18 protein-coding genes are annotated in these 22,076 nt (G+C 70.5%); 11 read left to right on the plus strand and 7 right to left on the minus strand.

Annotated elements, in window-relative coordinates; all coding sequences use genetic code 11:
* Positions 1-19: 19 nt before the first annotated feature.
* A complete protein-coding gene (locus ACH34R_RS38170; protein WP_397566469.1) occupies positions 20-1,600 on the plus strand; it encodes a dolichyl-phosphate-mannose--protein mannosyltransferase in 1,581 nt (526 codons plus the stop codon).
* Here the strand turns inward: ACH34R_RS38170 and ACH34R_RS38175 are convergent.
* Entirely contained in the window at positions 1,545-3,065 is a 1,521-nt protein-coding gene (locus tag ACH34R_RS38175; protein ID WP_397566470.1) for a hypothetical protein, read from the minus strand. The two genes, ACH34R_RS38170 and ACH34R_RS38175, sit on opposite strands and share 56 nt — an antisense overlap.
* Before the next feature lie 100 nt (positions 3,066-3,165).
* Between ACH34R_RS38175 and ACH34R_RS38180 the strand changes: the two genes are divergently transcribed.
* From ACH34R_RS38180 to ACH34R_RS38190, 3 genes are read left to right on the plus strand one after another with little or no spacing between them, the layout of a single operon-like run.
* On the plus strand, positions 3,166-4,461 hold the full coding sequence (locus tag ACH34R_RS38180) for a glycosyltransferase (protein ID WP_397566471.1): 1,296 nt from the start codon (positions 3,166-3,168) through the stop codon (positions 4,459-4,461).
* A 41-nt stretch (positions 4,462-4,502) separates the two neighbouring features.
* Positions 4,503-6,293 (plus strand): methionine--tRNA ligase, encoded by a 1,791-nt coding sequence (metG, locus tag ACH34R_RS38185; protein ID WP_397566472.1) that lies wholly within the window; start codon positions 4,503-4,505, stop codon positions 6,291-6,293.
* A 3-nt stretch (positions 6,294-6,296) separates the two neighbouring features.
* The gene (locus tag ACH34R_RS38190) at positions 6,297-7,169 is read left to right on the plus strand and encodes a TatD family hydrolase (RefSeq protein ID WP_397566473.1); all 873 of its coding nucleotides are present in this window, start codon (positions 6,297-6,299) and stop codon (positions 7,167-7,169) included.
* 253 nt (positions 7,170-7,422) lie between these two features.
* Here the strand turns inward: ACH34R_RS38190 and ACH34R_RS38195 are convergent, their stop codons facing one another.
* Both ACH34R_RS38195 and ACH34R_RS38200 read right to left on the minus strand, forming a co-directional pair.
* Positions 7,423-8,781 (minus strand): hypothetical protein, encoded by a 1,359-nt coding sequence (locus tag ACH34R_RS38195; RefSeq protein ID WP_397566474.1) that lies wholly within the window; start codon positions 8,779-8,781, stop codon positions 7,423-7,425.
* Positions 8,782-8,857: 76 nt separating this feature from the next.
* Positions 8,858-10,378: a serine/threonine-protein kinase gene (locus ACH34R_RS38200; protein ID WP_397566475.1), complete on the minus strand. Its 1,521-nt coding sequence runs from the start codon at positions 10,376-10,378 to the stop codon at positions 8,858-8,860.
* 136 nt (positions 10,379-10,514) lie between these two features.
* On the opposite strand from ACH34R_RS38200, the gene rsmA reads away from it, so the two are divergent.
* From rsmA to ACH34R_RS38220, 4 genes are all read left to right on the plus strand, one after another.
* Positions 10,515-11,384, plus strand: a complete 870-nt coding sequence (rsmA, locus tag ACH34R_RS38205; RefSeq protein WP_397566476.1) for a 16S rRNA (adenine(1518)-N(6)/adenine(1519)-N(6))-dimethyltransferase RsmA — start codon at positions 10,515-10,517, stop codon at positions 11,382-11,384.
* 84 nt (positions 11,385-11,468) lie between these two features.
* On the plus strand, positions 11,469-12,359 hold the full coding sequence (locus tag ACH34R_RS38210; RefSeq protein ID WP_397566477.1) for an NlpC/P60 family protein: 891 nt from the start codon (positions 11,469-11,471) through the stop codon (positions 12,357-12,359).
* Positions 12,289-13,218, plus strand: a complete 930-nt coding sequence (locus tag ACH34R_RS38215; protein ID WP_397566478.1) for a 4-(cytidine 5'-diphospho)-2-C-methyl-D-erythritol kinase — start codon at positions 12,289-12,291, stop codon at positions 13,216-13,218. The genes ACH34R_RS38210 and ACH34R_RS38215 overlap by 71 nt, the downstream gene beginning before the upstream one ends.
* 7 nt (positions 13,219-13,225) lie before the next feature.
* Positions 13,226-15,001 (plus strand): ABC-F family ATP-binding cassette domain-containing protein, encoded by a 1,776-nt coding sequence (locus tag ACH34R_RS38220; protein ID WP_397566479.1) that lies wholly within the window; start codon positions 13,226-13,228, stop codon positions 14,999-15,001.
* A 456-nt stretch (positions 15,002-15,457) separates the two neighbouring features.
* Here ACH34R_RS38220 and ACH34R_RS38225 read toward each other — a convergent pair whose 3' ends face one another.
* The 3 genes from ACH34R_RS38225 to ACH34R_RS38235 form a co-directional block, all read right to left on the minus strand.
* Positions 15,458-16,396, minus strand: a complete 939-nt coding sequence (locus tag ACH34R_RS38225; RefSeq protein WP_397566480.1) for an NAD-dependent epimerase/dehydratase family protein — start codon at positions 16,394-16,396, stop codon at positions 15,458-15,460.
* Between the two features lie 20 nt (positions 16,397-16,416).
* On the minus strand, positions 16,417-17,331 hold the full coding sequence (locus ACH34R_RS38230) for a formylglycine-generating enzyme family protein (RefSeq protein ID WP_397566481.1): 915 nt from the start codon (positions 17,329-17,331) through the stop codon (positions 16,417-16,419).
* 282 nt (positions 17,332-17,613) lie between these two features.
* On the minus strand, positions 17,614-18,576 hold the full coding sequence (locus ACH34R_RS38235) for an NAD-dependent epimerase/dehydratase family protein (RefSeq protein WP_397566482.1): 963 nt from the start codon (positions 18,574-18,576) through the stop codon (positions 17,614-17,616).
* A gap of 226 nt (positions 18,577-18,802) precedes the next feature.
* On the opposite strand from ACH34R_RS38235, the gene ACH34R_RS38240 reads away from it, so the two are divergent.
* Complete coding sequence (locus ACH34R_RS38240; RefSeq protein ID WP_397566483.1) at positions 18,803-20,128, plus strand: hypothetical protein; 1,326 nt, start codon at positions 18,803-18,805, stop codon at positions 20,126-20,128.
* 117 nt (positions 20,129-20,245) lie between these two features.
* Positions 20,246-20,716 carry an LOG family protein gene (locus ACH34R_RS38245; protein ID WP_397566484.1) on the plus strand — a complete coding sequence of 157 codons (471 nt, stop codon included), beginning with the start codon at positions 20,246-20,248 and terminating at the stop codon, positions 20,714-20,716.
* Between the two features lie 18 nt (positions 20,717-20,734).
* Here the strand turns inward: ACH34R_RS38245 and ACH34R_RS38250 are convergent, their stop codons facing one another.
* Positions 20,735-21,418 carry a TetR/AcrR family transcriptional regulator gene (locus ACH34R_RS38250; protein ID WP_397566485.1) on the minus strand — a complete coding sequence of 228 codons (684 nt, stop codon included), beginning with the start codon at positions 21,416-21,418 and terminating at the stop codon, positions 20,735-20,737.
* Positions 21,419-21,510: 92 nt separating this feature from the next.
* On the opposite strand from ACH34R_RS38250, the gene ACH34R_RS38255 reads away from it, so the two are divergent.
* Positions 21,511-22,008 carry a hypothetical protein gene (locus tag ACH34R_RS38255; RefSeq protein WP_397566486.1) on the plus strand — a complete coding sequence of 166 codons (498 nt, stop codon included), beginning with the start codon at positions 21,511-21,513 and terminating at the stop codon, positions 22,006-22,008.
* Positions 22,009-22,076: the final 68 nt, after the last annotated feature.

Consider the following 22,076-nt stretch of genomic DNA (forward strand, 5'->3'; position numbering starts at 1 on the left):
GCCACATAGGGTGCGTTTCGTGTCTATCGCCCACATCTCTCCCCGGCGTCTCATACCGCCCCTGCCGGGCGGCGACCGCTGGGGCTGGATCGCCCCCCTCGGTGTCGCGTTATTCGGCGCCTATCTGCGGTTCGCCGGGCTCGCGTTGCCGCACTCGCTCATGTTCGACGAGACCTACTACGCCAAGGGCGGCTGGGCCCTGGTCAACTTCGGCGTCGAACGCAAGGCACTGGGCACCGTCACCGACCCCATCGCCGACAAGATGATCCTGCGTGGCGACCTGAACATCTGGGAGCGGTGCACGCCGCCCGAAGCCTCGCCGTGCGCCGAGTACGTGGCCCACCCGCCGCTCGGCAAGTGGATGATCGGCGCGGGCGAGCAACTGTACGGGATGACCCCGCTCGGCTGGCGGTTCGTCGCCGCGCTGGCCGGCGCGCTGTCCATCTTCATCCTGGCCAGGGTCGCCCGCCGGATGACCCGCTCCACGCTGCTCGGCTGCCTGGCCGGGCTGCTGCTGTCCCTGGACGGCATGCACTTCGTGCTCAGCCGCACGGCGCTGCTGGACATCTTCCTGATGTTCTGGGTGCTGGCCGGTTTCGCCTGCCTGGTGGTCGATCGGGACAGATCCAGGGAGGCACTGGCCGCCTGGCGCGCCGCGAACCCGCTCTCGCCGGACGGGCCGTACCTGGGCCCGCGGCCCTGGCGGCTGGCGGCGGGGCTGTGCCTGGGCGCGGCCTGCGCGGTCAAATGGTCGGGGATCTGGTTCCTGCTCGTCTTCGCGGTCATGTCGCTGCTGTGGGACGCGGGGGCCAGGCGGGCGGCCGGGCTGCGCCGGCCGTACCGGGGGGTGGCGCGCCGCGACGTGCCGACCGCGCTGACCGCCATGGCGCTGGCCCCGGCCGTCACCTACCTGATGACCTGGAGCGGCTGGCTGGCCTCCCCCTACGGCTACGGCCGCAACTGGGCGCAGGCCGCCTCGCAGGGCAGCCCGTTCTACTGGCTGTTCGACTCGGTGCGCTCGCTGATGAGCTACCACATGTCGGTGCTCGACTTCCACACCGGGCTTCAGACCAAGCACGACTACTCCTCCGAACCCTGGGAGTGGCCGCTGCTGATCCGCCCGGTGCTGTTCTACTACCAGGGCTCGGACGGCAAGTGCGGCGAGGGCCCCTGCTCGCAGGCCATCCACGCGGCCGGGACGCAGATCATCTGGTTCGGCGCGCTCATCGCGCTGCTGGCCATGATCGCGTGGTACGTCGCCTCGCGGGACTGGCGGGCCGGGGCGGTGCTCGGCGCGTTCGCCGCCGGGTGGCTGCCGTGGTTCTACTACGCCGTCGCCGACAACCGCACGATGTACGACTTCTACATGGCCCCGATGCTGCCGTTCATGGTGCTGGCCCTGGTGCTGGCCGCGGGCCTGATCATCGGCCCGGCGGACGCGCCGCCCCGCCGCAAGGCCGTCGGCGCGGCGGCGGTCGGCGCGTTCGCGCTGCTCGTGGTGGTGAACTTCGGCTGGCTGCACCCGGTGCTCACCGGCGAGCTGATCACGTATCAGCAGTGGCAGGCGCGGATGATGTTGCAGAGCTGGGTCGCCCACTAGCCCGCCGCAGCGCGCGCGGCAGCCGTACGCCGTGGCGCAGCGTGATCCCCGCCGCCAGGAACGCCAGCGGCACGGCGGGCAGCACGTAGCGGTAGTCGAACTCCGCGCTCGCCGCGGGGGCCAGGATCAGGCCCACCGCGGCGAGCCACGGCAGCAGGACCGGGCCGCCCAGCTTGCGCCAGCGGACCGCCGCGCCGTACAGGCCGATCAGCATGACCGCGCCGAGCACGATGCCGGGCAGATGGATCGCGCGCTGGTAGCCCTGCATGAAGTCGGCCCACGGCGCGACGATCCGGGTGGCCGCCGAGCCGTGCTCGTACTTGAACGCGTCGGAGTCGGCCCGGCCGCGGTACAGCTCCCAGTTGGGCAGCGGTTTTTCGGCGCGGGGGAACTCGTACTGCATGTAGGTGTTGGCGTCGGGGTAGACCGGGCGGTCCCAGCGGAACGCGCGGAAGAAGTCGCGGGCCACCACCGTCAGGTAGTCGCCGGGCTGCGAGGTGATCGCGCGCATCGCGAACCGGCTGGCGTTCTCGTTCATCTCGACGCTGAACTTGCTGCCCGCCGGGAAGATGTGGAACTTCTGCCCCTGCTGGTTCCACCACAGGAAGCCCTGCCCGGAGATGCCTCGTTTGTCCTTCGGCACGACGATGCACAGCAGCGCGAGATCGAGGTCGCGCTTGTCCACGCCCATCTTGTGGCAGTCGGCGAACAGCGCCGTGCGCATGTAGAGGATCGGCCCGTCGCTGCTGGTCATCCCGAACTTGCCGTACGTCGACGCGAACCACCCCATGTAGGCCAGCACCGGCACCGCGCACGCCAGCACCATGGCCGCGATCGGCCGCCACCCGGCCCGCTTGATCAGCATGTAGACCACGACCAGGCCCAGGATGGCCAGCCCGATGCTGCGGGTCAGCACGGTGAACGCGAGCATCAGCCCGATCGCCGCGCCGATCCGCCAGGACATCTGGCGGTGCCACAGCACCAGCGTGATCGCGCCGACCACCAGCAGGATGAACAGCGCGTCCGACATGATCAGATGTTCGAGCTGGATCTGGTACGCGTCGAAGAGCACCGGCACCGCGGCCAGCGTCGCCCCCCAGCCCGGCAGCCCGAACCTGCGGTGCAGCAACAGGTAGACCAGCACCGCGGTGGCCAGCCCCATCAGGTGCTGGGTGAAGACGACGAACCCGAAGCTGTGCGCGGGCTCCAGCGCCATCAGGTAGAAGCCGTAGCCGTTCGGGCGGATCGGGTGCGGCCGGTAGGGGTGCAGCGCGACCGAGACATATTCGTAGGAGTCGTTGAACCACAGCGCCGGCCGGTAGCCGAGCATGGCGACGAGGCGCAGCAGCCCGCCCAGCGCGAACGCCGCCGCGAACCATCGATGACATCGCAGTATGGCGAGCAGACGCATGCCCCTGCCCACCGCGGGCATCTTCAACCGCGGCCTTTCAACAACGCCCACCATGAGTTAAAGGATGCCAGCCGTTTGGCGGTCTTGACCCGGACACGGCCGGTCAGAGGGCATCATAGTGAAATTGCACGTGCCGCGAACGAAGGGTTGAGACGTGGAACTGACCGTGGTCATGCCCTGCCTGAACGAGGCGGAGACCGTGGAGACCTGCGTACGCAAAGCACTGACGTGCATGCGCGAACACGACATCGACGGCGAGGTCGTGATCGCGGACAACGGCAGTACCGACGGTTCTCAGCAACTTGCGAGAGACGCGGGCGCGCGTGTCGTCCACGTCGAGGAGAAGGGGTACGGCAACGCGCTGATCGGCGGCATCCGGGCGGCACGCGGGCGCTACGTGATCATGGGTGACGCCGACGACTCCTATGACTTCACCGCGTTGCTCCCTTTTGTGGAGCAGCTCCGCGACGGAGCCGACCTGGTCATGGGCAACCGCTTCAAGGGCGGCATCGCCCCCGGCGCGATGCCCCCGCTGCACCGCTACCTCGGCAACCCGGTGCTGTCGTTCGTCGGGCGGCTGTTCTTCCCCTCCGCGATCGGTGACTTCCACTGCGGGCTGCGCGGCTTCCGCCGCGACTCGATCCTCCGGCTGGGGCTCCAGACCGGCGGCATGGAGTTCGCCAGCGAGATGGTCGTCAAGTCCACCCTCCAGGGCCTCGACGTCCGTGAGGTGCCGACCACCCTGTCCCCGGACGGCCGCTCCCGCCCGCCGCACCTGCGCTCCTGGCGGGACGGCTGGCGCCACCTGCGCTTCCTGCTCCTTTACAGCCCGCGCTGGCTGTTCTTCCTGCCCGGCCTCGCGCTGATGGTGCTCGGCGTGGTGGCGGGCACCGCGCTGGCGTTCGGCCCGGTCTGGATCGGCGAGCTGGCCTTCGACGTGGACACGCTGGTCGGCGCGTCGGCCATGGTGGTGATCGGCTTCCAGGCGGTGCTGTTCGCCTTGTTCACCAAGGTGTACGCGGCCGAGGAGGGGTTCCTGCCGGAAGACCGCAGGATCAAACGGCTGGTCGATGTGATCACCCTGGAACGCGGCCTGGTGGTCGGCGGCCTGCTGGCGCTGGCCGGTCTGGCGGGCCTGGTCGCCTCGCTGGTCCACTGGCAGGTGCGCAGCTTCGGCGAACTCGACCCGCGCGAGTCGCTGCGCCTGGTGGTGCCCTCGGCGACCGCGCTCATCATGAGCCTTCAGACGGTGTTCGCCGCGCTGTTCATCAGCATCCTGGGCATCCGCCGCACCAAGGAGACCCCGATCGACGTCGCCGCCTCGGCCGCGGAGGAGGCCGCCGAGCAGGTGTCCAAAGAAGGCGTCGCCGAGGTCGCTGAAGACGTCGCCGAGGTCGGGGAGGGCGTCGCGGAGGGCGTCGCGGGGGAATCCGCGCCGGCGAAGGCGTAATCCGGTTCGGGCGGACGGCCCGGGGGCTCTAGGCTTAGTACATGTCCCAGTCCCAGCACATCCTGACCGCCGTCGCCTGGCCCTACGCCAACGGGCCCAGGCACATTGGGCACGTCTCCGGGTTCGGCGTGCCCTCCGACGTCTTCAGCCGCTACCAGCGGATGGCGGGCAACAAGGTGCTGATGGTCAGCGGGACCGACGAGCACGGCACGCCCATCCAGGTGCAGGCCGACAAGGAGGGCGTGAGCGCCCGGGAGCTGGCCGACCGGTACAACCGGGTGATCGCCGAAGACCTCACCGCGCTCGGCCTGTCCTACGACCTGTTCACCCGCACGACGACGCTCAACCACTACGCGGTCGTGCAGGAGATCTTCAAGGGCCTCTACGACAACGGATACGTCTTCCCCCGCACCACCATGGGGGCGATCTCCCCGTCCACCGGGCGCACCCTGCCCGACCGCTACATCGAGGGCACCTGCCCCATCTGCGGTTACGACGGGGCACGCGGCGACCAGTGCGACAACTGCGGCAACCAGCTCGACCCGGTCGATCTGATCAACCCCAAGTCGCGGATCAACGGCGAGACGCCGAAGTTCGTGGAGACCGAGCACTTCATGCTCGACCTGCCCGCCTTCGCCGACGCGCTCGGCACCTACCTCCAGGCCAAGCAGGGCGAGTGGCGGCCCAACGTGCTGAAGTTCGCCCTCAACCTGCTCGGCGACCTCCAGCCCCGGGCGATCAGCCGCGACCTCGACTGGGGGGTGCCCATCCCGCTCGACGGCTGGCGCGACCGCCACGACAAGCGGCTCTACGTCTGGTTCGACGCGGTGATCGGCTACCTTTCGGCGTCGGTGGAGTGGGCCCGCCGTTCCGGCGACCCCGACGCCTGGCGGCAGTGGTGGCAGAATCCCGACGCCCAGGGCTACTACTTCATGGGCAAGGACAACATCGTCTTCCACGCCGAGATCTGGCCCGCCATCCTGCTCGGCTACAACGGCGAGGGCGCCAGGGACGGCAAGCCCGGCTCGCTCGGCCGCCTCGGCCTGCCCTCCGAAGTGGTCTCCAGCGAGTTCCTGACCATGGAGGGCCGCAAGTTCTCCTCCTCCCGTCAGGTCGTCATCTACGTCCGCGACTTCCTGTCCCGCTACGACGCCGACGCGCTGCGCTACTACATCGCGGTGGCCGGGCCCGAGTCCCAGGACACCGACTTCACCTGGAACGACTTCGTCAACCGCAACAACGGCGAGCTGGTCGCGGCCTGGGGCAACCTGGTCAACCGGTCGATCTCGATGGCCGCTAAGAACTTCGGGGCCGTCCCCCGGGCGGGCGACCTGACCGACGCCGACCGGGCGCTGCTGGCCTCCTCCAAGGCCGCCTTCGCGCCGGTCGGGGCGGAGCTGGCCAGGTCCCGGTTCAAGAACGCGGCGAGCCAGGCGCTCGACGTGGTCCGCGACGCCAACCGCTACCTGGCCGAGCAGGAGCCGTGGAAGCTCAAGGGCGACCCCACGCGGCAGCAGTCCATCCTGCACGTCGCGCTCCAGGTGGTCGACGACGTCAAGACGATGCTGACGCCGTTCCTGCCGACGTCCTCCAACAAGATCTACGGCATGCTCGGCGGCGAGGGCGTCTGGACCGGGATGCCGGAGATCCGCGAGGTCGGCGAGGAGGGCGGGCGCGACTACCCGATCATCACCGGCGACTATGCGGGGGCCGCCCGCTGGGAGCACCGGCCGATCGCGCCGGGCACCCCGCTCGCGCCGCCGTCCCCGCTGTTCCCAAAACTGGACCCCAAGGTCGTGGACGATGAGCTGGCCCGGATGGGCGGCGGCTGAGCCATGGGCCGCGGCCGGGCTCACCTAGCCCCTCCGCCACCGCCCGCACCGCTCGGGGCGCACGTGTTCGACAGCCACTGCCACCTTGACGTGATGGTCGGCAACCGGATGGCCTCGCCGCACGACCCGGTGGCCCAGGCCGCGCAGGCGGCCAAGGCCACCGTCGAGCGCATCCTGGACGAGGCCGCCGCGGTCGGGGTCACCCGGTTGATCACGGTCGGCTACGACCTGCCGTCCTCCCGCTGGTGCGCCGACGCCGCGGCCGTCCACCGCGACGTCCGCGCGGCGGTGGCCATTCACCCCAACGACGCCCACGAGGCCACCCCCGAGGTGCTGGCCGACATCGAGGAGCTGGCCAGGGAGCCGCAGGTGGTGGCGGTCGGCGAGACCGGGCTCGACTACTACCGCGACTGGGCGGCCAAGTCCGACCAGCACGCGTCGTTCCGCGCGCACATCGAGATCGCCAAGCGGGTGGGCAAGGCGCTGGTGATCCACGACCGCGACGCGCACGACGACGTGCTGCGGGTGCTGGCCGAGCAGGGCGCGCCCGACGTGGTGGTGTTCCACTCCTTCTCCGGCGACGCCGACCTCGCCGAGCGCTGCGCGCGGGCGGGCTACTACATGTCCTTCTCCGGGCCGCTCACCTACAAGAACGCGGCGGCGCTGCGCGAGGCCGCCGCCATCGCCCCGGCCGAACTGCTGCTGGTCGAGACCGACGCCCCCTACCTGCCGCCGGTCCCGCACCGGGGCAAGCCCAACGCCCCTTACCTGCTGCCGCTCACCGTGCGCTGCCTGGCCGAGATCCGGTCGATCCCGGCCGACCGCCTGGCCACCCAGATCCAGTCCAACGGCGAGGCCGCCTTCGGCCCCTGGTAATCCGGCACACCGGCCCATGGCCGAAGGCCATCTCCCGCTGCCAGGAGGTCGGCTTCCAGTGCGGGCGCCAGGTGGGTCGGCGACGGCCGTGCCGGGACCGGCGGCGGGCTTCCGCTGCCGGGTTCTGGTGGTGGGTCAGCCCGCGCCGGTTGTGCCGAGGTCGACGATGGCGTCCGGTGCGGGTGCCTGGTGAGTCGGCGATGGCTGTGCTGGGGTCGGCGGCGGGCCTCCGGTGCCGGGTTCTGGTGGTGGGTCAGCCGGCGATGGTTGTGCCGAAGTCGACGGGGGACGTGCCGGGGGCCGGGGTGATCGGGGTGAGCGACCCCTGGTTGCGGCCCAGCAGGCCCACCGAACCGCCGGGGGCCGCATCCGGTATGCCGGTCGCGAGCCGGTTGCCGCTGAAGGCCACCGCCCAGCCGAGGCGTCCGCCGGCGGCGGGGGAGGTGACCAGGCGGCCCGCCGTCCGGTCGGCCAGCGGGACCAACCACACCGCGCCGCGCCCGGCCGGGCCCGCGTACGGGATGCCGGCCGCCAGCCGTACGCCCTCGCCCGGCGAGGCCGTCGCCGGGCTCAGCGCGACCGAGAAACCGAACCCCTCACCCCCATGGCCTCCCCTGAAGACCGTGACGCCCTTCTTCAGCCCCGCCGCGAAGACGTGTACCAGACCCGCGTCACGAACCCCGCCCGCGTCGGCCAGCGGCGCTCCCACCGCGAGCCTGCCCCCTGAGGCGGCCACCGCGTACCCGAACCGGTCACCCGCCGCCGGACGCACCGGTTCCCCCGCTCCGCGCAGTTCGTTGAGCCCCCACCGCACCCCCGTGTAGCTCCCCCCGCCGCTCAGCGGGTCGAAGACGACCGTCAGCGCGCCGGTGTCCAGGAGGCCCTGGCCGTTCTGATTTCCCGTGCCGTCCTCGTTCTCGTGCGGCGTGCCGACCGCGAGGTCCACCCCGGCCGGGTCGCCGGTGAGCCGGTCCAGGGCCACCGACCAGCCGAACATGTCGCCCGCCTCGCTGTTGCCGGGCACGCCCTGGCCGTTCTGGGTGATCCGGGTCAGGGCGGTACGGCGGCCGGCGGGGAGGAGGTAGGTGGCTCCGGCGTCGTGGACGCCGTCGTCGTCCTCGTGCGGCGCGCCGATGGCCGCCACGCCGCCGCCGTCCGGGCCGTAGGCGACGGACCAGCCGAAGTGCGCGTCCAGTTGAGGTTCGCGGGCCGTGATCCGGTCGGTGCGGCCCGACCCGCCGTACACGATGTAGGCCGCGCCCGCGTCGCGGATGCCGCCGACGTCCGCGTACGGCGCGCCCACCAGCAGGTCGGCGCATCGGTCGGCGTCGAAACGGCCGATCGCCACCGACCACCCGAACGCGTCGCCCGCCGCCGCGCCGGGCGCGCTCACCGGCACCGGCCCGCCGCCCCGGGGGCTCCCGGCCGCGACCTGGACCACGCCCGCCCCCGCCAGGCCCTTCACGTCGGCGAACGGATCGCCGATGGCGATGTCGTCGATGCCGTCACCGTCATGGTCGCGCTGAGCGGCGGCGCAGTCCGCGGCCTGTGCTCCCGCGGGCAGGATCGGGAGGGCGGCCAGCAGCAGGGCCGCGAGCAGCATTCTCGTCATGGGAGGTCCACCGTGCGGGCCGGGGGCAGGTTGCCGGCCTGTGCGCCCGGGGGGAGGGTGGCGGGCAGGGTCTTCGTCATGTGAGGTCCACCGTGAGGGGGTCGCCGTCGATCAGTGCGGCCCGCAGGCGGGCCGCCGTGCGGGCTGGAGGAAGGTCGTACACGAGCACTCCGGTGACCTGGGCGCCAGGGGGAAGGGCGGCGGGCAGTGAGCCGGAGACCGGCTCGGGGTCGTGGGCCGCGCCACGGTCGTCGAAGAGCGTCATCGTGGCGGCGGCGAGCGGCACGAGTTCGCCGCCGGTGTTGAGCAGGATCCACCGGACCGTGCAGAACCGGCCGCGCTTCGGGCTCGTGCCCGCGTACTCCGTCAGGCCGCACTGGGCCGGGCGCGGGATGACGAGCTGCGGTTCCGTCAGCGGGGCGCCGAGCGGCAGCCGCCGTCCGATGCCGGGCCCCCGCTCCTGGGCGGCCGGGGCGGCCCGGCCGGGCGGGGGATCGTCACGGGCCGCGGCGATCACCAGGACGGCCCCCGCCACGGCGAGCGCGACGACGGCGGCAGCGGCGGCGATGAGCACCCGGCTGCGGCCTTTCACCTTTACCGGGGCCGGGGCCGGGGCTGCGGCCGGGGCCAGGCCGAAACCGGCGAGCGTCTGTGTGGCGTCCTCGCCGATGTTGGCGGGCGGCTCCCAGGACTCGGCGACCAGCGTCTCCTGCCGGGCGGGCGGTACGGCGGCCGGCGGCGCGGTGATGCCGCCGCCCAGGAGGGCCAGCACCAGTTCCTGGGCGGTCGGCCGCCGCTCCGGTTCGGGGTCGGTGGCCCGCCGTACCAGGTCGTTCAGCGGGGCGGGCAGTACGCCGAGGTCCGGCCGGCCGTTCAGCACCCGGCCGGCCAGCGTGATGGCGTCGCCGTGGCCGAACGGGTGGCGTCCGTTGCCCGCGTACGCGACCAGGCAGCCCCAGGCGAAGATGTCGGCGGCCGGGGTGATCGGCACCCCGCGTACCTGCTCGGGGGCCCACCAGCCCGGACTGCCGATCAGTTCGCCGGACAGGGTCATGCCGTGGGTGCGGTCCAGCGCCCGGGAGATCCCGAAGTCGATCACGCGCGGACCGGAGATGGAAAGGATCACGTTGGCCGGTTTGAGGTCGCGGTGTACCAGGCCAGCGACGTGGATCGCCGCCAGCGCGGCGGCGACCCCGAGCGCCACGCCGTGCAGCGTGCCGGCCTCCAGCGCGCCGTACCGGCTGATCTGCCGGGACAGCGGCAGGCCCTCGATGTACTCGGTCACCATGTACGGCCGGCCGTCGCGGTCGTCGCCGTTGTCCAGCACCTGGGCCGTGCAGAACGAGGCGACCCTGCGCGCGTTGTCCACCTCCGAGTGGAACCTGACCGCGAACCCCGGCTCGGCCGCGTACTCCGCCTTCACCACCTTCACCGCGACCAGCCGTCCGGTCGGCGCGGTGGCCAGGTAGACCGTGCCCATGCCGCCCTCGCCGAGACGGCCGACCAGCTTGTAGGGACCGATGGTCTCCGGATCGGTTGAGGTGAGCCGTGCGGGATCGGGCCGGTCGGGCCCCTCCGCACCAGGGTCCATGGTCATGTTCGCCTTCGCTCCCGGTGTGGAGTCGTCGTTACCACTGCGTCCCCGTGAGGCAACGTTATCCACGTTCGATCCTTTCGTGCAGGTTCCGGCGGCCACCCTGGTCTGTTCGGTGCGAGACACTTGGGTGGATGACATGGGGAGAGGAATCGTGACCCTTCTCGGGCCGGTGGAAATCCGGGAATTGGCGGAGCGGCTGGACCTGCGCCCCACCAAGAGACTCGGCCAGAACTTCGTGATCGACGGCGGCACCGTGCGCCGCATCGTGCGCACCGCCGGGCTCGACGGCGACGACGTGGTGATCGAGGTCGGTCCCGGGCTCGGTTCGCTCACGCTCGCGCTGCTGCCGGAGGCCGCCCGGGTGATCGCCGTGGAGATCGATCCCGTGCTGGCCGCGCAGCTCCCGCGTACCGCCGCCGACCGCGCGCCCGAGCTGGCCGGCCGGCTGGACGTGGTGCCCGCCGACGCGCTGCGGGTGACGGCGGCCGAGCTGCCCGGTTCGCCGCCCACCGCCCTGGTCGCGAACCTCCCCTACAACGTCGCCGTGCCGGTCGTGCTGCACCTGCTGGCCGAGCTGCCGTCGTTGCGCAAGGGCCTGGTGATGGTCCAGTCGGAGGTGGCCGACCGGCTGGCCGCGCCGCCCGGGTCGCGGGTGTACGGGGTGCCGTCGGTCAAGGCGGCCTGGTACGCGGACGTGCGCAGGGCCGGGCCGGTGGGGCGTACGGTGTTCTGGCCGGTGCCCAACGTGGACTCGGGCCTGGTCGCGCTGACCCGCCGCGAGCCGCCCGCGACCACGGCCTCCCGGGAGGAGGTCTTCGCGGTGATCGACGCCGCGTTCGCGCAGCGCCGTAAGACGCTGCGGGCCGCGCTCGCGGGCTGGGCCGGTACGGCGGCGGCGGCCGAGGAGGCGTTGCGCCGGGCCGGAGTGGACCCGTCGAGCCGGGGCGAACGGCTGGCGGTGACCGATTTCGCACGGGTCGCCGAGCACCGTCCATTGCCTGATTGATCAGCGTATTCCCTGACAAGAGCAGGCATTTGCGGTCTGTCGGTTTCCCTGTAAACGGCGCGTTCGCGGGGTAATACCTGACGCATGATGATCTCACCTGGTTTCGTGTGGACGCAGGTGGCGGCGGTCGGCTCGGCGATGTGGCTGCACGTGCCCGTCGATCCGGCGCCCACCGCCGCCGACCCGTACGCCACCGTCATGCCGTACGAGTCTCATGCCTGGACCGAGGCGCACGCCGCCGGAGAGGCCGCGCAGGCCGAGCGGACCGCGCGGCGGGAGGCCCGGCGTGCCCGGGGACGGCTCGCCGCGACCGCCGCGCTGAGCATGATGGGCATGCCGTTCTCCTGGGGCGGCGGCTCGGCCGAAGGGGCCACCCGGGGCATCGGCCGGGGCAGCGGCACGGTCGGCTTCGACTGCTCCGGCCTCGCGCTCTACGCCTGGGCGCAGGCCGGTGTCCGGATCGCCCACTACACCGGCACCCAATACCGGCAGGGCCGCCGGGTGCGCGAGAAACGGCTGCGCCCCGGCGACCTCGTCTTCTTCGGCGAACGCCGGGGCGACCCCGACCACGTCGGCCTCTACCTCGACGACGGCGTCATGGTCCACGCCCCGCAGACCGGGGACGTGGTCAGAAAGACCGACTACCTCGCCTCGCCGTACTACAGCCGCCGCTACCGGGGCGCGGTACGGCCCGGACTGCGTCCCGTCGTGCCGCCGCTGGGCCCGCCACTGTGGCACAAGGCCGAAACCGGTCCCGCGCCCGCGCCCGCGCCTGCGCCCATGCCAGAGCAGACCAGCCCGGAGCCGATCAGTCCCACGGAGGACGCGGGGGCCGCTAGCATACGACCCGGCCCGGATGACGGTTTCGCGGCCGGGAACGTGTCGAGGAGTGACGAGCGCCCCGATGGACTCCGTGACGGTCCGAGTGCCGGCCAAGGTCAACCTGCAACTCGCGGTGGGCCCGCTGCGCGATGACGGCTACCACGACCTGGTGAACGTCTTCCACGCCGTCTCCATCCACGACCACGTCACCGCCGTCGCGGCGGATTCCTTCTCCGTGCGGGTCGTGGGTGAGGAAGCGGATCAGGTACCGGACGGACCGGACAATCTCGCCATCAGGGCGGCCAGGGCACTCGCGGCCCGCGCCGATCGGCCGGTCGCCGCCCGGCTCACCATCAGAAAATCGATCCCGGTCGCGGGCGGCATGGCGGGCGGCAGCGCCGACGCCGCCGGAGCGCTGGTCGCCTGCAACGACCTGTGGAAACTCGGCCTGCCCCGGGAAGACCTTCTCGACATCGCCGCCGATATCGGCAGCGACGTGCCGTTCGCGCTGTTCGGCGGCACCGCCGTGGGCACCGGCCGAGGCGAACTGCTGACCGCCGTACCGACCGGCGGACGCTTCCACTGGGTGTTCGCGCTCGCCGAAGGCGGGCTGTCCACCCCCGCCGTCTACGCCCGCTGCGACCGCCTGCGCGAAGCGCGCGGCGAGCGGCCCGCGCCGCCCCAGGAGAGCAAGGCCTTGATGGCGGCCCTGCGCGACGGCGACGCCGACGCGCTCGGCGCGGAGCTGGTCAACGACCTGCAAGAGGCCGCCGTGGCGCTGCGCCCCTCGCTCGCCGCCACCCTCGACGCCGGACGCGAACGCGGCGCGCTCGGTGCGATCGTCTCGGGCTCCGGCCCGAGCTGCGCGTTCCTCGTCGCGGGGGAGTCCAAGGCCGACGACCTGGCCCGCGCCCTCACCGGTTCCGCGGTCTGCCGCGCCGCCGTCACCGCCTACGGGCCCGTGCAGGGCGCTCTGGCCGGGTCCGGTGGTCATCCGGTGGGGATAACCTGAATGCGCGATGAATCTGGTCAATCTTGAGTCGGTAACCCACGCCTACGGTCCGGTGCCGCTGCTGCGCGAGGTCTCGTTGGGCATCGCCGCCGGTGAGCGGATCGGCGTCGTCGGCCGCAACGGCGGCGGCAAGACCACGCTGGTGTCGGTGATCGCCGGCACGGTACAGCCCGATTCCGGGCGGGTCACGCACAACCGGGGCCTGCGCGTCGGCGTACTGTCCCAGGGCGACGACCTCGACCCGGCCCGCACGGTGGAGTCCGCCGTGCTGGGCGACCTGGCCGAACACGAGTGGGCAGGGGACCAGGGGATCAGGGAGATCCTCAAGGGCCTGATCGGCGACATCGACCTGTCCGGCCTGGTGGGCGAGCTGTCGGGCGGGGAACGCCGCCGTACCGCGCTGGCCCGGCTGCTCATCGGCGAACACGACCTGATCATTCTGGACGAGCCCACCAACCACCTGGACATCGAGGCCATCGACTGGCTGGCCGGGCACCTGGCGGGGCGCAAGTCGGCGCTGCTGGTCGTGACGCACGACCGGTGGTTCCTGGACGCGGTGTCCACGCGGACGTGGGAGGTCGTGGACGGCGCGGTCGAACGGTACGAAGGCGGATATGCCGCCTATGTGCTGGCCAAGGCGGAGCGCGCCCGGCTGGCCGCCGCCACCGAGGAACGCCGCCAGAACCTGATGCGCAAGGAGATCGCCTGGCTGCGCCGGGGGCCGCAGGCGCGTACCACCAAGCCGAAGTTCCGGGTGGAGGCGGCACAGGCGCTGATCGCCGACGAGCCGCCCGTGCGGGACGAGGTGGAGCTGGTACGGTTCGCCGCGGCCCGGCTCGGCAAGACCGTCTACGACCTCTTCGACGTCACCCTGCACGCGGGCGGGCCGGGCGTGGGGCCGCTCGTCCTCGACCGGTGCACCTGGCAGCTCGGGCCCGGCGACCGGATCGGCCTCATCGGGGTCAACGGGTCGGGCAAGTCCAGCTTGCTGCGGCTGCTGGCCGACGCGGTACGACCCGACGCGGGGCGGGTGGTGCGGGGGAAGACCGTGCGGCTCGCGTACCTCTCCCAGGAACTGGTCGAGCTGGACCCTGGGCGGCGGGTGCTGGAGGTCGTCGAGGAGATCCGCAAGTACATCAAGGTCGGCAAGCGCGAGTGGACGGCGTCGCAGTTGCTGGAGCGGCTGGGGTTCCGGGGCGAGGCGCAGTGGAAGGCCGTGGGCGACCTCTCGGGCGGGGAGCGGCGGCGGTTGCAGGTCCTGCGGCTGCTGATGGACGACCCGAACGTGCTGCTGCTCGACGAGCCCACCAACGACCTGGACATCGAGACGCTGAACGAGCTGGAGGACCTGCTCGACGGGTGGGCCGGGACACTGGTGGTGGTCAGCCACGACCGGTACTTCCTGGAGCGGGTCACGGACCGGTCGCTGGCGCTGCTGGGGGACGGGCGGCTGTCGCTGCTGCCCGGGGGCGTGGACGAGTACTTGGCGCGGCGGGCGGCGGCGGTCGCGGACGCTTCGGCTGAGGCCGCGCCGGTGGCTGCCGCTGTCCCTGCTGAGGGGCTTTCGGCGAAGGAGGAGCGGGAGCTGCGCAAGGAGCTTTCCCGGCTGGAACGGCGGCTGGACCGGTTGGGGGAGCGGGAGGCGGGGCTGCACGCGGCGATGGCCGAGGCGGCGGACGACTACGAACGCCTGGGCCGGCTGGACGCCGAACTGAAGGAGATCGCCTCCGAAAAGGACACCGTCGAAGCCGACTGGCTGTCCTTGGCCGACCGCCTGGAGTGAACCGGGGCCGGTGCGGGGCGTGTCTCAATCGCCTTTGCTCCGCTCATTCCACATCGGGCTTCGCCCAACGGCCGCCTTCGGCGACAAACGCGCTCCGCGCGCCCCTAATGGTCTTCGCTTCGCTCAGCCGTGCTTTCTCTGTCGGGCTTCGCCCGACGTACCCCGCCTTCGGCGGGATACGCGCTCCGCGCGTACGGCAAGCCCCCTGCTCGCCGCCGCTCCGTGCCCAGTACCGTTCTTGATCCGGCATTACGCCTGCGTCGTGGTCCCTCCCCGTACCTCCCACCGGCTATCCTGGCCCGCTCCGCCTCCGCTGTTTCGCGCCGATAAACGCCCCCGCCGATCGATATCGCGAGATCGAAAACCGCATCACAGATCTATAGAGCACAGCGTTTCCGCGAGTTCTCGTCTGCTGTGACGCCCGGTCGATCACGATGCTGGCTTCTTCCAGAAGGATCACGCGGGTGCACGGTCGGGGTGACCGGCGCGTACCCAGGAGTACACCTGGGCGATGCCGTCGCTGATGGTGACCTTCGGTTCCCAGCCCAGATCCGTCCGGGCGGCCGTGGAGTCGAGGGCGCTGCGCTGGAGTTCGCCCGGCCGGGGCGGGGCGTGGTGGGGGACGACCTCGTGGCCCGCCGCCGTGCCGATGAGATCGACCAGGTCGAGGACACTGGTCTCGCGCCCGGTGCCGATGTTCCACACCCCGGCTCGGTCGGCCTCGCCTGCCGCGATCAAGGCCGCGACGATGTCGGCCACGTAGACGTAGTCGCGGGTCGCTTTGCCGTCGCCGTAGATCGTGGGTCGCCGTCCGTCGTACACGGCTCCGCTGAAGATCGACACCACTCCCGCTTCGCCGCCGGGGTCTTGGCGCGGCCCGTACACGTTGCCGAGTCGCAGGGCGGCGTGCCTGGCGCCGTGCAGGCGGTTGAACAGGGCGAGATACTGCTCGGCGCACAGCTTGGCGGTGCCGTACGGGGCCTCGGGCTCGGTCGGCGCGTCCTCGGGGGAGGGGATCGCCGCGGCGGCGCCGTACAGCGCGCCACCCGTGGAGGTGAACACCAGCCGTGCTCCGACCTCCCGGGCGGCGTTAAGCAGGTTGATCGTTCCGCCGATGTTGACCGCGGCGTCGTGCGCCGGGTCGGCGACCGAGGCGCGTACGTCGATCTGCGCCGCCAGGTGGTAGATGACCTCGGGGCGGGTCTCTCGTACCGCGGCGGTGAGTGCCGGGGCGTCGGTGATGTCGATCCGCCGCAGGTCCGTAGCGTCCGAGAGCCGGGTGGCGCGGCCGATGACCAGCGAGTCCACGACGGTGACGGTGTCGCCCCGGGCGTGCAGGACGTCGGTGAGGTGGGAGCCGATGAACCCGGCTCCGCCGGTGACGAGTGTGCGCATGGGCGATGAGCTTATGGTCTTCAGTCACTGGAAGATGGAGAATCGCCGCAGGTCGCCGCCAGTGCGCCGGAAGGGTCGGCAGCACATCGGACCCCGGTCGCCCAATTGCTGTAGTGGTCGGCCAATGCGATTCGTTCTGTGGTGCGGGTTTGAGACGCCCACATCATCCAGCAACCACCGCGTGCCACGCAGTAGCGGCCTTCCAGGTGGTCGTACAGCGTGTCATAGCCGCTTGCCCCTACGTACAGCCGGTAGCGGGAAGAGGTCCACTCCAGCACGTTGCCCGCCATGTCGCTGATACCGAACGGAGAGTCACCGCGAGGGCTGAACGCGCCCACCGGCATGGTGGCCGGTGGTACGTGATCCGCGTAGTGGGACCGGTACCGCAGCCACCATGTACGCCACACTTCCGGCGAGTCGATCAACCTGCCGGCCCACTGGTCAGCCGTACACCCCCGACCGAGCTCCCAGTCGTCGCCCCATGGCCAGACTCGCCAGGCCGGGCCATGGGCGGCGTACTCCCACTCCGCTTCCGTGGGCAGGCGCTTACCCGCCCATGTGGCGTAGGCGACCGCGTCAGTGAGAGAGATGTGCACTGCTGGGTGATCTCGCTGGTCGTGGACATGAGTGCCCGGGCCACCCGGGTGCCGCCAGCATGCGCCGCCGGTTTCCTCCCAGTAGGTGACGTATGTCAAACCGTGACCGCACCTCTCTGCCTCGGTCCGGTATCCGGTCGCATCAGTGAACGCCGCGAACGCCGCGTTGGTCACTGGGTGCCGATCCAGCCAGAACCCCGCGAGGGTCACAGCGTGCTGCGGTGCCTCATCGGCGAACCAGGCCCGCTCATACGGCTGAGCCGCGCCCACCGAGTCCAGGTGGTCCTGAGGCGCGCCGATCAGGGTGGTCCCACCTGGCACCCAGACCATGCCCTCCATGTCAACCTCCGGCCATTGACGGCAGTATCACGAGGTCCTCGTCCGTGCTCAGCCTTACCGCCAATCCCCCACGATCGCGGATGTCGCAGTCACCTGCGAACACGTTCACCCAGGCCACGAGTGCGCCCTCGGCAGTGAACACCCGTGGCCGTAGGGATGGATAGGCGGACAGGAACTCCTCCAGGACCTCGCCAACGGTGCCGGCCGGGAACCACAGAGGCCCGGTCGGGATGCCTGCCGCCGTGCGCCACGCCGCCGGGATGACTAGTCTCGGCATGGCGATCACCTGGCCGGTGTGGGGGTGGATCGGCGATACCAGGCGACGGTGCGGGCGATGCCGTCCGGAAGCCTGGTCCTCGGGCTCCACCCCAAGACCTCGCTGGCTCGTGTGATGTCCGGACAGCGCCGCGCCGCGTCCTGTACCCGGCCGGGTGTCGTCACCACGCTGCCTCTGCCTACCTCGGCGACGACCATCTCGGCTAGTTCGCGCATGGTGATCTCGCCAGGGTTACCGATGTTGAACGGGCCGAACTCCACACTGTTCATGACTGCGAGCAGCCCGTCGACGAAGTCGTCGACGTAGCACAGTGCCCGGGTCTGGGAGCCGTCACCATGCAGGGCAAGGGTGCCGCCTTCCAACGCGGTCGAGATGAACGCGGGCACGACTCGTCGGTCGCTCATATGCATTCCGGGACCGTAGATGTTGAACGGTCGCACGATCGCCGCATTCAGGTCGTGCTCGCGCCGGTAGGCCGCAGTACATGCTTCTGCGGCGCGTTTTCCCTCGTCGTAACCAGACAGGGGCCCGGTGGGGTCCACGTTGCCGTAGTAGCTCTCGGCCTGTGGGTGGACCAGCGGATCGCCGTAGACCTCTGAGGAGGACACGAGTACGAAACGCGCGTTGTGCCGGTGCGCGATCTCCAAGGCGTTGAGCGTTCCGTTGATCGCCACACGCAGCGTGGTGATGGGCTCGCGGATGACGATCTCCGGTCCGACCAGGGTGGCCAGGTGTACAACAGCGTCGACCGGCTGCTCACCCAGGTGGATACGGTCCGTGACATCGGCTTCGAGGAAGGTCAGGCTGGTGGTTCCGTAGGCGTGGAGCATGTCCTGCAGGCCGGGTGCGCGCCCGGCGGCCAGGTTGTCGATGACGGTGACCCGATCACCGTGCTGAAGGAGCCGAGTGCACAGGTTCGTGCCGATGAACCCGGCTCCTCCGGTGACGACCACGTGGCGTGCCTCCATGGATCCTCCTGGGGTTCGATGCGATGGATGGTTCGCTGCAATCACGTTCGCTTGCGATGCGTCGAGGAAAAAGACGTTCACGGTTGCGGGCCGCTGCCTCCGTGTTGCCTTCTGTTGCCTACCGCGTGTAGGGAGATCACAATGAGTGACGTAATCGCCACAATGGGGATCACGTCTGTAAGGGTTCGTGAGGGAAGGACCCGTGCCTCCGGTTGAACGTCATCCATTGAACGTGGTCCTGGCCAGGAACAAATGGACCGCTGAGATGCTGCTGTGCCGGATCGCGCAGCGTCACCGGCAACTGGGGTACGGCACCATGGCCGTCCGCCGGGAAAAGGTGTCGCGCTGGATCAACGGCACCTGTGCTCCAGACGCCACCACACAGCGCGCCATGGCGGATGTGCTCGGTGTCGAGCAGTGTCAGGTGGACTCTCGCGGCTGGCCGGCGTGGCTGCTCTGCGCTACCGATGATGACCGAATTGTCATGGAATCACCGTGGACTCCTGCGGGTAGCGTGGAGGTACTGGAGGATGTGGGAGGGCGCGTGGACCGTCGCGAGTTCCTCATCGTGGGAAACGGGGCGCTCGCCGCGTTCGCCGCACAATGGGTCACCGCCTCTCAGGCAGGCGCATCCCTGATCGGGCGCAGGGTCGGCCACGATGTCGTCGCCCTGCTCGATCAACGGCTGGCCGCGTTACGCCATCTCGATGATCAAGTCGGCGCGGGTGAGGTGTACAGCACCGCGACTGCCGAGCTCCGTTTGATCACCGGCCTACTCCGGCGCGCGTCTTACAGCGACACAGTCGGGCGTGCCCTGTACGGCTGTGCTGCGGAGGCATCCCGCCTGGCCGGCTGGTGCGCATACGATGCCGGACACCACGCGGCGGCCGAGCGCCACTTCATCGCCGCGCTGCGATCGGCGGCCGGGGCGGGCGATGATGACTTGGGCGCGATCACTCTGGCGTTCTGGGCGAACCTCAGGTATGCCGCCGTCGCTGATGGCCGGGGAGCGCTTGATCTTCTGAACGGTGCGTTCTCCGCCAGGGTACGGATGACCTCCCCCCGCGCGGTGACCCTCCTCCACGTTCGCCGGGCCCGCGCGTACTCCGTCCTCGGCGAATCCGTCGCCGCCTACGGCGCGATCGACGATGCGCTCAACGCCTACGACAGAGCTGGTCTGGTCGATGATGACCTTCCGCAGATGTATTGGGTGACCGCCGGCGAGCTGCATCAGGCTGCGGGCAGTGCCGCGCTGGCTCTGGGCGAACCGCGTCGTGCGCTCGACCATTTCGACGCTGCGATCGCGGCTGAAGACCCATATGACCCAGCGAAGGAGACCCGGGGCGCGGTGATCTACCTCGCCCGGCGCGCCGAGGCGTACTTGGCGTTGGGCGATCTCGACGCGGCGGTGGCCACTGCCGCAGAGGTCGTGAAGTTGATGGGTGGGATCGATTCGGCGCGGAGCACCGCCACCTTGAAGGGGCTTCGTGGTCAACTGAATGCGTATCGCAATGTACCGGTAGTCGCCGACTTCCTCGGCGGCACCGCCTGACCGCGCCCCACCCGCTGGCCTGCTTGGGCCTGCCCGTGGTTGTGGATTTCCGGGTGGCTCTTGGAGAGTTGTGAATGCTCTCTGTCATGAGGAGTGCGGGGCTGGGATGATCGGGGTGTGGCGATCCAGGTGTCGGTGTGCGGGCCTCGCGACTGTACTCCGGACGATGAGTCCAACGCCCGGGAGGTCGGGCGGTTGCTGGCCGGGCGGGGCGCGGTGGTGATCTGTGGTGGCTACGGCGGGGTCATGGCCGCCGTGGCGGCCGGTGCCCGTACGGCGGGCGGGACGGTGGTGGGCATCTTGTCCCGTGCCGACCGTGAGCAGGCCAATCACGATCTGTCGATCGTGATCCCGACCGGTGTCGGAGAGGCCCGCAACAACATCATCGTGAACTCGGGCGATGCGGTGATCATCGTCGGCGGCTCCTGGGGCACCCTGTCCGAACTGGCCCTGGCCAAGCGTCGCGGCAACGTCCCCGTCGTACAGCTCGGCGGCTGGCGCCTCCTCGACCAGGACGGCCGCCCCGTCCCGGGCCTCCGGTACGCCTCCTCCCCCCAAGAGGCCCTGGCCGCGACCGGTCTCTGGTAGCCACCCCCAACGGCCCGGTCAGGGCGTCTTGTCGTGGCCGTGCGGGTGATGATCTTCAGGGGTCAGGCGCGATTCGAGCCCGGCGAGGAGTGTGTGCAGGCCGAACTCGAAAGGGTCCTCGGCGGATGCGGCGGCAGAGTCGATGCGAGCCCGAAGCCGAGGGAAGGTCTGGGCGATGGCGAAGATCTCGGCGGTGGCCTCGCGCAGTTCCTTGTCGGCATCGATACCGTTGCGGCGTAGTCGCGCCCGCCAGGCCGCCTCTGCCGCCTGGCCCTGTGCGGCGCCGATCACGAACATGAGCACGGTCGCGGCCACCTGATCGGCCTCGCCTTCGGTGAACCCGGCGGACTCGTAGACCGCCAGGGACCGATCATCGAAGCGCGCCTTGTTGGGGCCGTAGATGAGGTGTGTGCTCATCGCCGGAATCAGCCAGAAATGCCGTACGACCATCGCATGCGTGCCACGGGCCAGCGACGCGGCGGCCCGCCGCCATCCGTCCCTGCCCGGCTCGGGCAGCGGGATCTCGCCGAAGACGTGGTCGGCGGCGAGGACCACCAGCTTGTCCTTGCTCTCCACATGGTGATACATCGCGGAGGCGGCCGACCCCAGATGTGCGCCCAGACGCCGCATGTTCAGCCCGTTCACGCCCTCGGCGTCGAGTACCTCAACGGCGGCCCGGACGATCTGTTCCCTGGTCAGCATGGCGCTCAGCCTAACCGGCGTTGAACTTAGTTCAGGTGATGCACTACCGTGTTGAACTAAGTTCAAAACCGTGTCGGCGTGAGGTGTCCTCCATGCACATCGTTGTCGTTCTCCAGTTCCTGCTGGCCGTCGCGTACCTGATCGTTCCGCTCGTCGGGCACCGGTTCGGTCCGGCCGCTCAGCAGGCCGCCGACACCGAGATCCGGCGCCAGGGCCACGACTCCGCCGTGTTGACGAAGCACGGCCTCGACTTCTCCGCCAGCACCGCGAGCGTGGCGGTGTCCATGGCGATCGCCATGGGACTGGCGACGCTTGCCGTGCTCAACCTGGGTGACCGGCCACTGCTCACCTGGATCTTCCAGCCCATCCTGCTGATCGCCGGCGGCTTCATCACCACCGCCCAGGTTTTCGTCGTCCGGTTCGTGGAGGCCGCACTGCGCAAGTCCGGCACCACGGACATCGACGCCAAGGCGTTGATCAGAGCCGCCGACGCGGCCTTTCCCCGCTGGTTCCGCTTCTTGGTCGTGACACGCTTTCTGCTCACCACCGCGGGCTCGGCGGCCGTTCTCCTCTTCCTGGCCGTTCGTTGACCAAGCGAACATCGACGCCGGTACGCCGGTACGCCGGTACGCCGGCAGGTGCGGCGATGGTCGGCACT

The sequence above is a fragment of the Spongiactinospora sp. 9N601 genome (assembly GCF_044326295.1).
GTDB classification, from domain to species: domain Bacteria; phylum Actinomycetota; class Actinomycetes; order Streptosporangiales; family Streptosporangiaceae; genus Spongiactinospora; species Spongiactinospora gelatinilytica.

Excerpts from the sequence above, each read along its gene's own strand:
- ACH34R_RS38195 (WP_397566474.1), bottom strand. The coding sequence starts at position 8,781 with ATGACGAGAATGCTGCTCGCGGCCCTGCTGCTGGCCGCCCTCCCGATC.
- ACH34R_RS38230 (WP_397566481.1), bottom strand. The coding sequence starts at position 17,331 with ATGGAGGGCATGGTCTGGGTGCCAGGTGGGACCACCCTGATCGGCGCG.
- ACH34R_RS38225 (WP_397566480.1), bottom strand. The coding sequence starts at position 16,396 with ATGCGCACACTCGTCACCGGCGGAGCCGGGTTCATCGGCTCCCACCTC.
- ACH34R_RS38210 (WP_397566477.1), top strand. The coding sequence starts at position 11,469 with ATGATGATCTCACCTGGTTTCGTGTGGACGCAGGTGGCGGCGGTCGGC.
- ACH34R_RS38200 (WP_397566475.1), bottom strand. The coding sequence starts at position 10,378 with ATGACCATGGACCCTGGTGCGGAGGGGCCCGACCGGCCCGATCCCGCA.
- rsmA (WP_397566476.1), top strand. The coding sequence starts at position 10,515 with ATGGGGAGAGGAATCGTGACCCTTCTCGGGCCGGTGGAAATCCGGGAA.
- metG (WP_397566472.1), top strand. The coding sequence starts at position 4,503 with ATGTCCCAGTCCCAGCACATCCTGACCGCCGTCGCCTGGCCCTACGCC.
- ACH34R_RS38250 (WP_397566485.1), bottom strand. The coding sequence starts at position 21,418 with ATGCTGACCAGGGAACAGATCGTCCGGGCCGCCGTTGAGGTACTCGAC.
- ACH34R_RS38255 (WP_397566486.1), top strand. The coding sequence starts at position 21,511 with ATGCACATCGTTGTCGTTCTCCAGTTCCTGCTGGCCGTCGCGTACCTG.
- ACH34R_RS38235 (WP_397566482.1), bottom strand. The coding sequence starts at position 18,576 with ATGGAGGCACGCCACGTGGTCGTCACCGGAGGAGCCGGGTTCATCGGC.
- ACH34R_RS38220 (WP_397566479.1), top strand. The coding sequence starts at position 13,226 with ATGAATCTGGTCAATCTTGAGTCGGTAACCCACGCCTACGGTCCGGTG.
- ACH34R_RS38215 (WP_397566478.1), top strand. The coding sequence starts at position 12,289 with ATGGACTCCGTGACGGTCCGAGTGCCGGCCAAGGTCAACCTGCAACTC.
- ACH34R_RS38175 (WP_397566470.1), bottom strand. The coding sequence starts at position 3,065 with ATGGTGGGCGTTGTTGAAAGGCCGCGGTTGAAGATGCCCGCGGTGGGC.
- ACH34R_RS38190 (WP_397566473.1), top strand. The coding sequence starts at position 6,297 with ATGGGCCGCGGCCGGGCTCACCTAGCCCCTCCGCCACCGCCCGCACCG.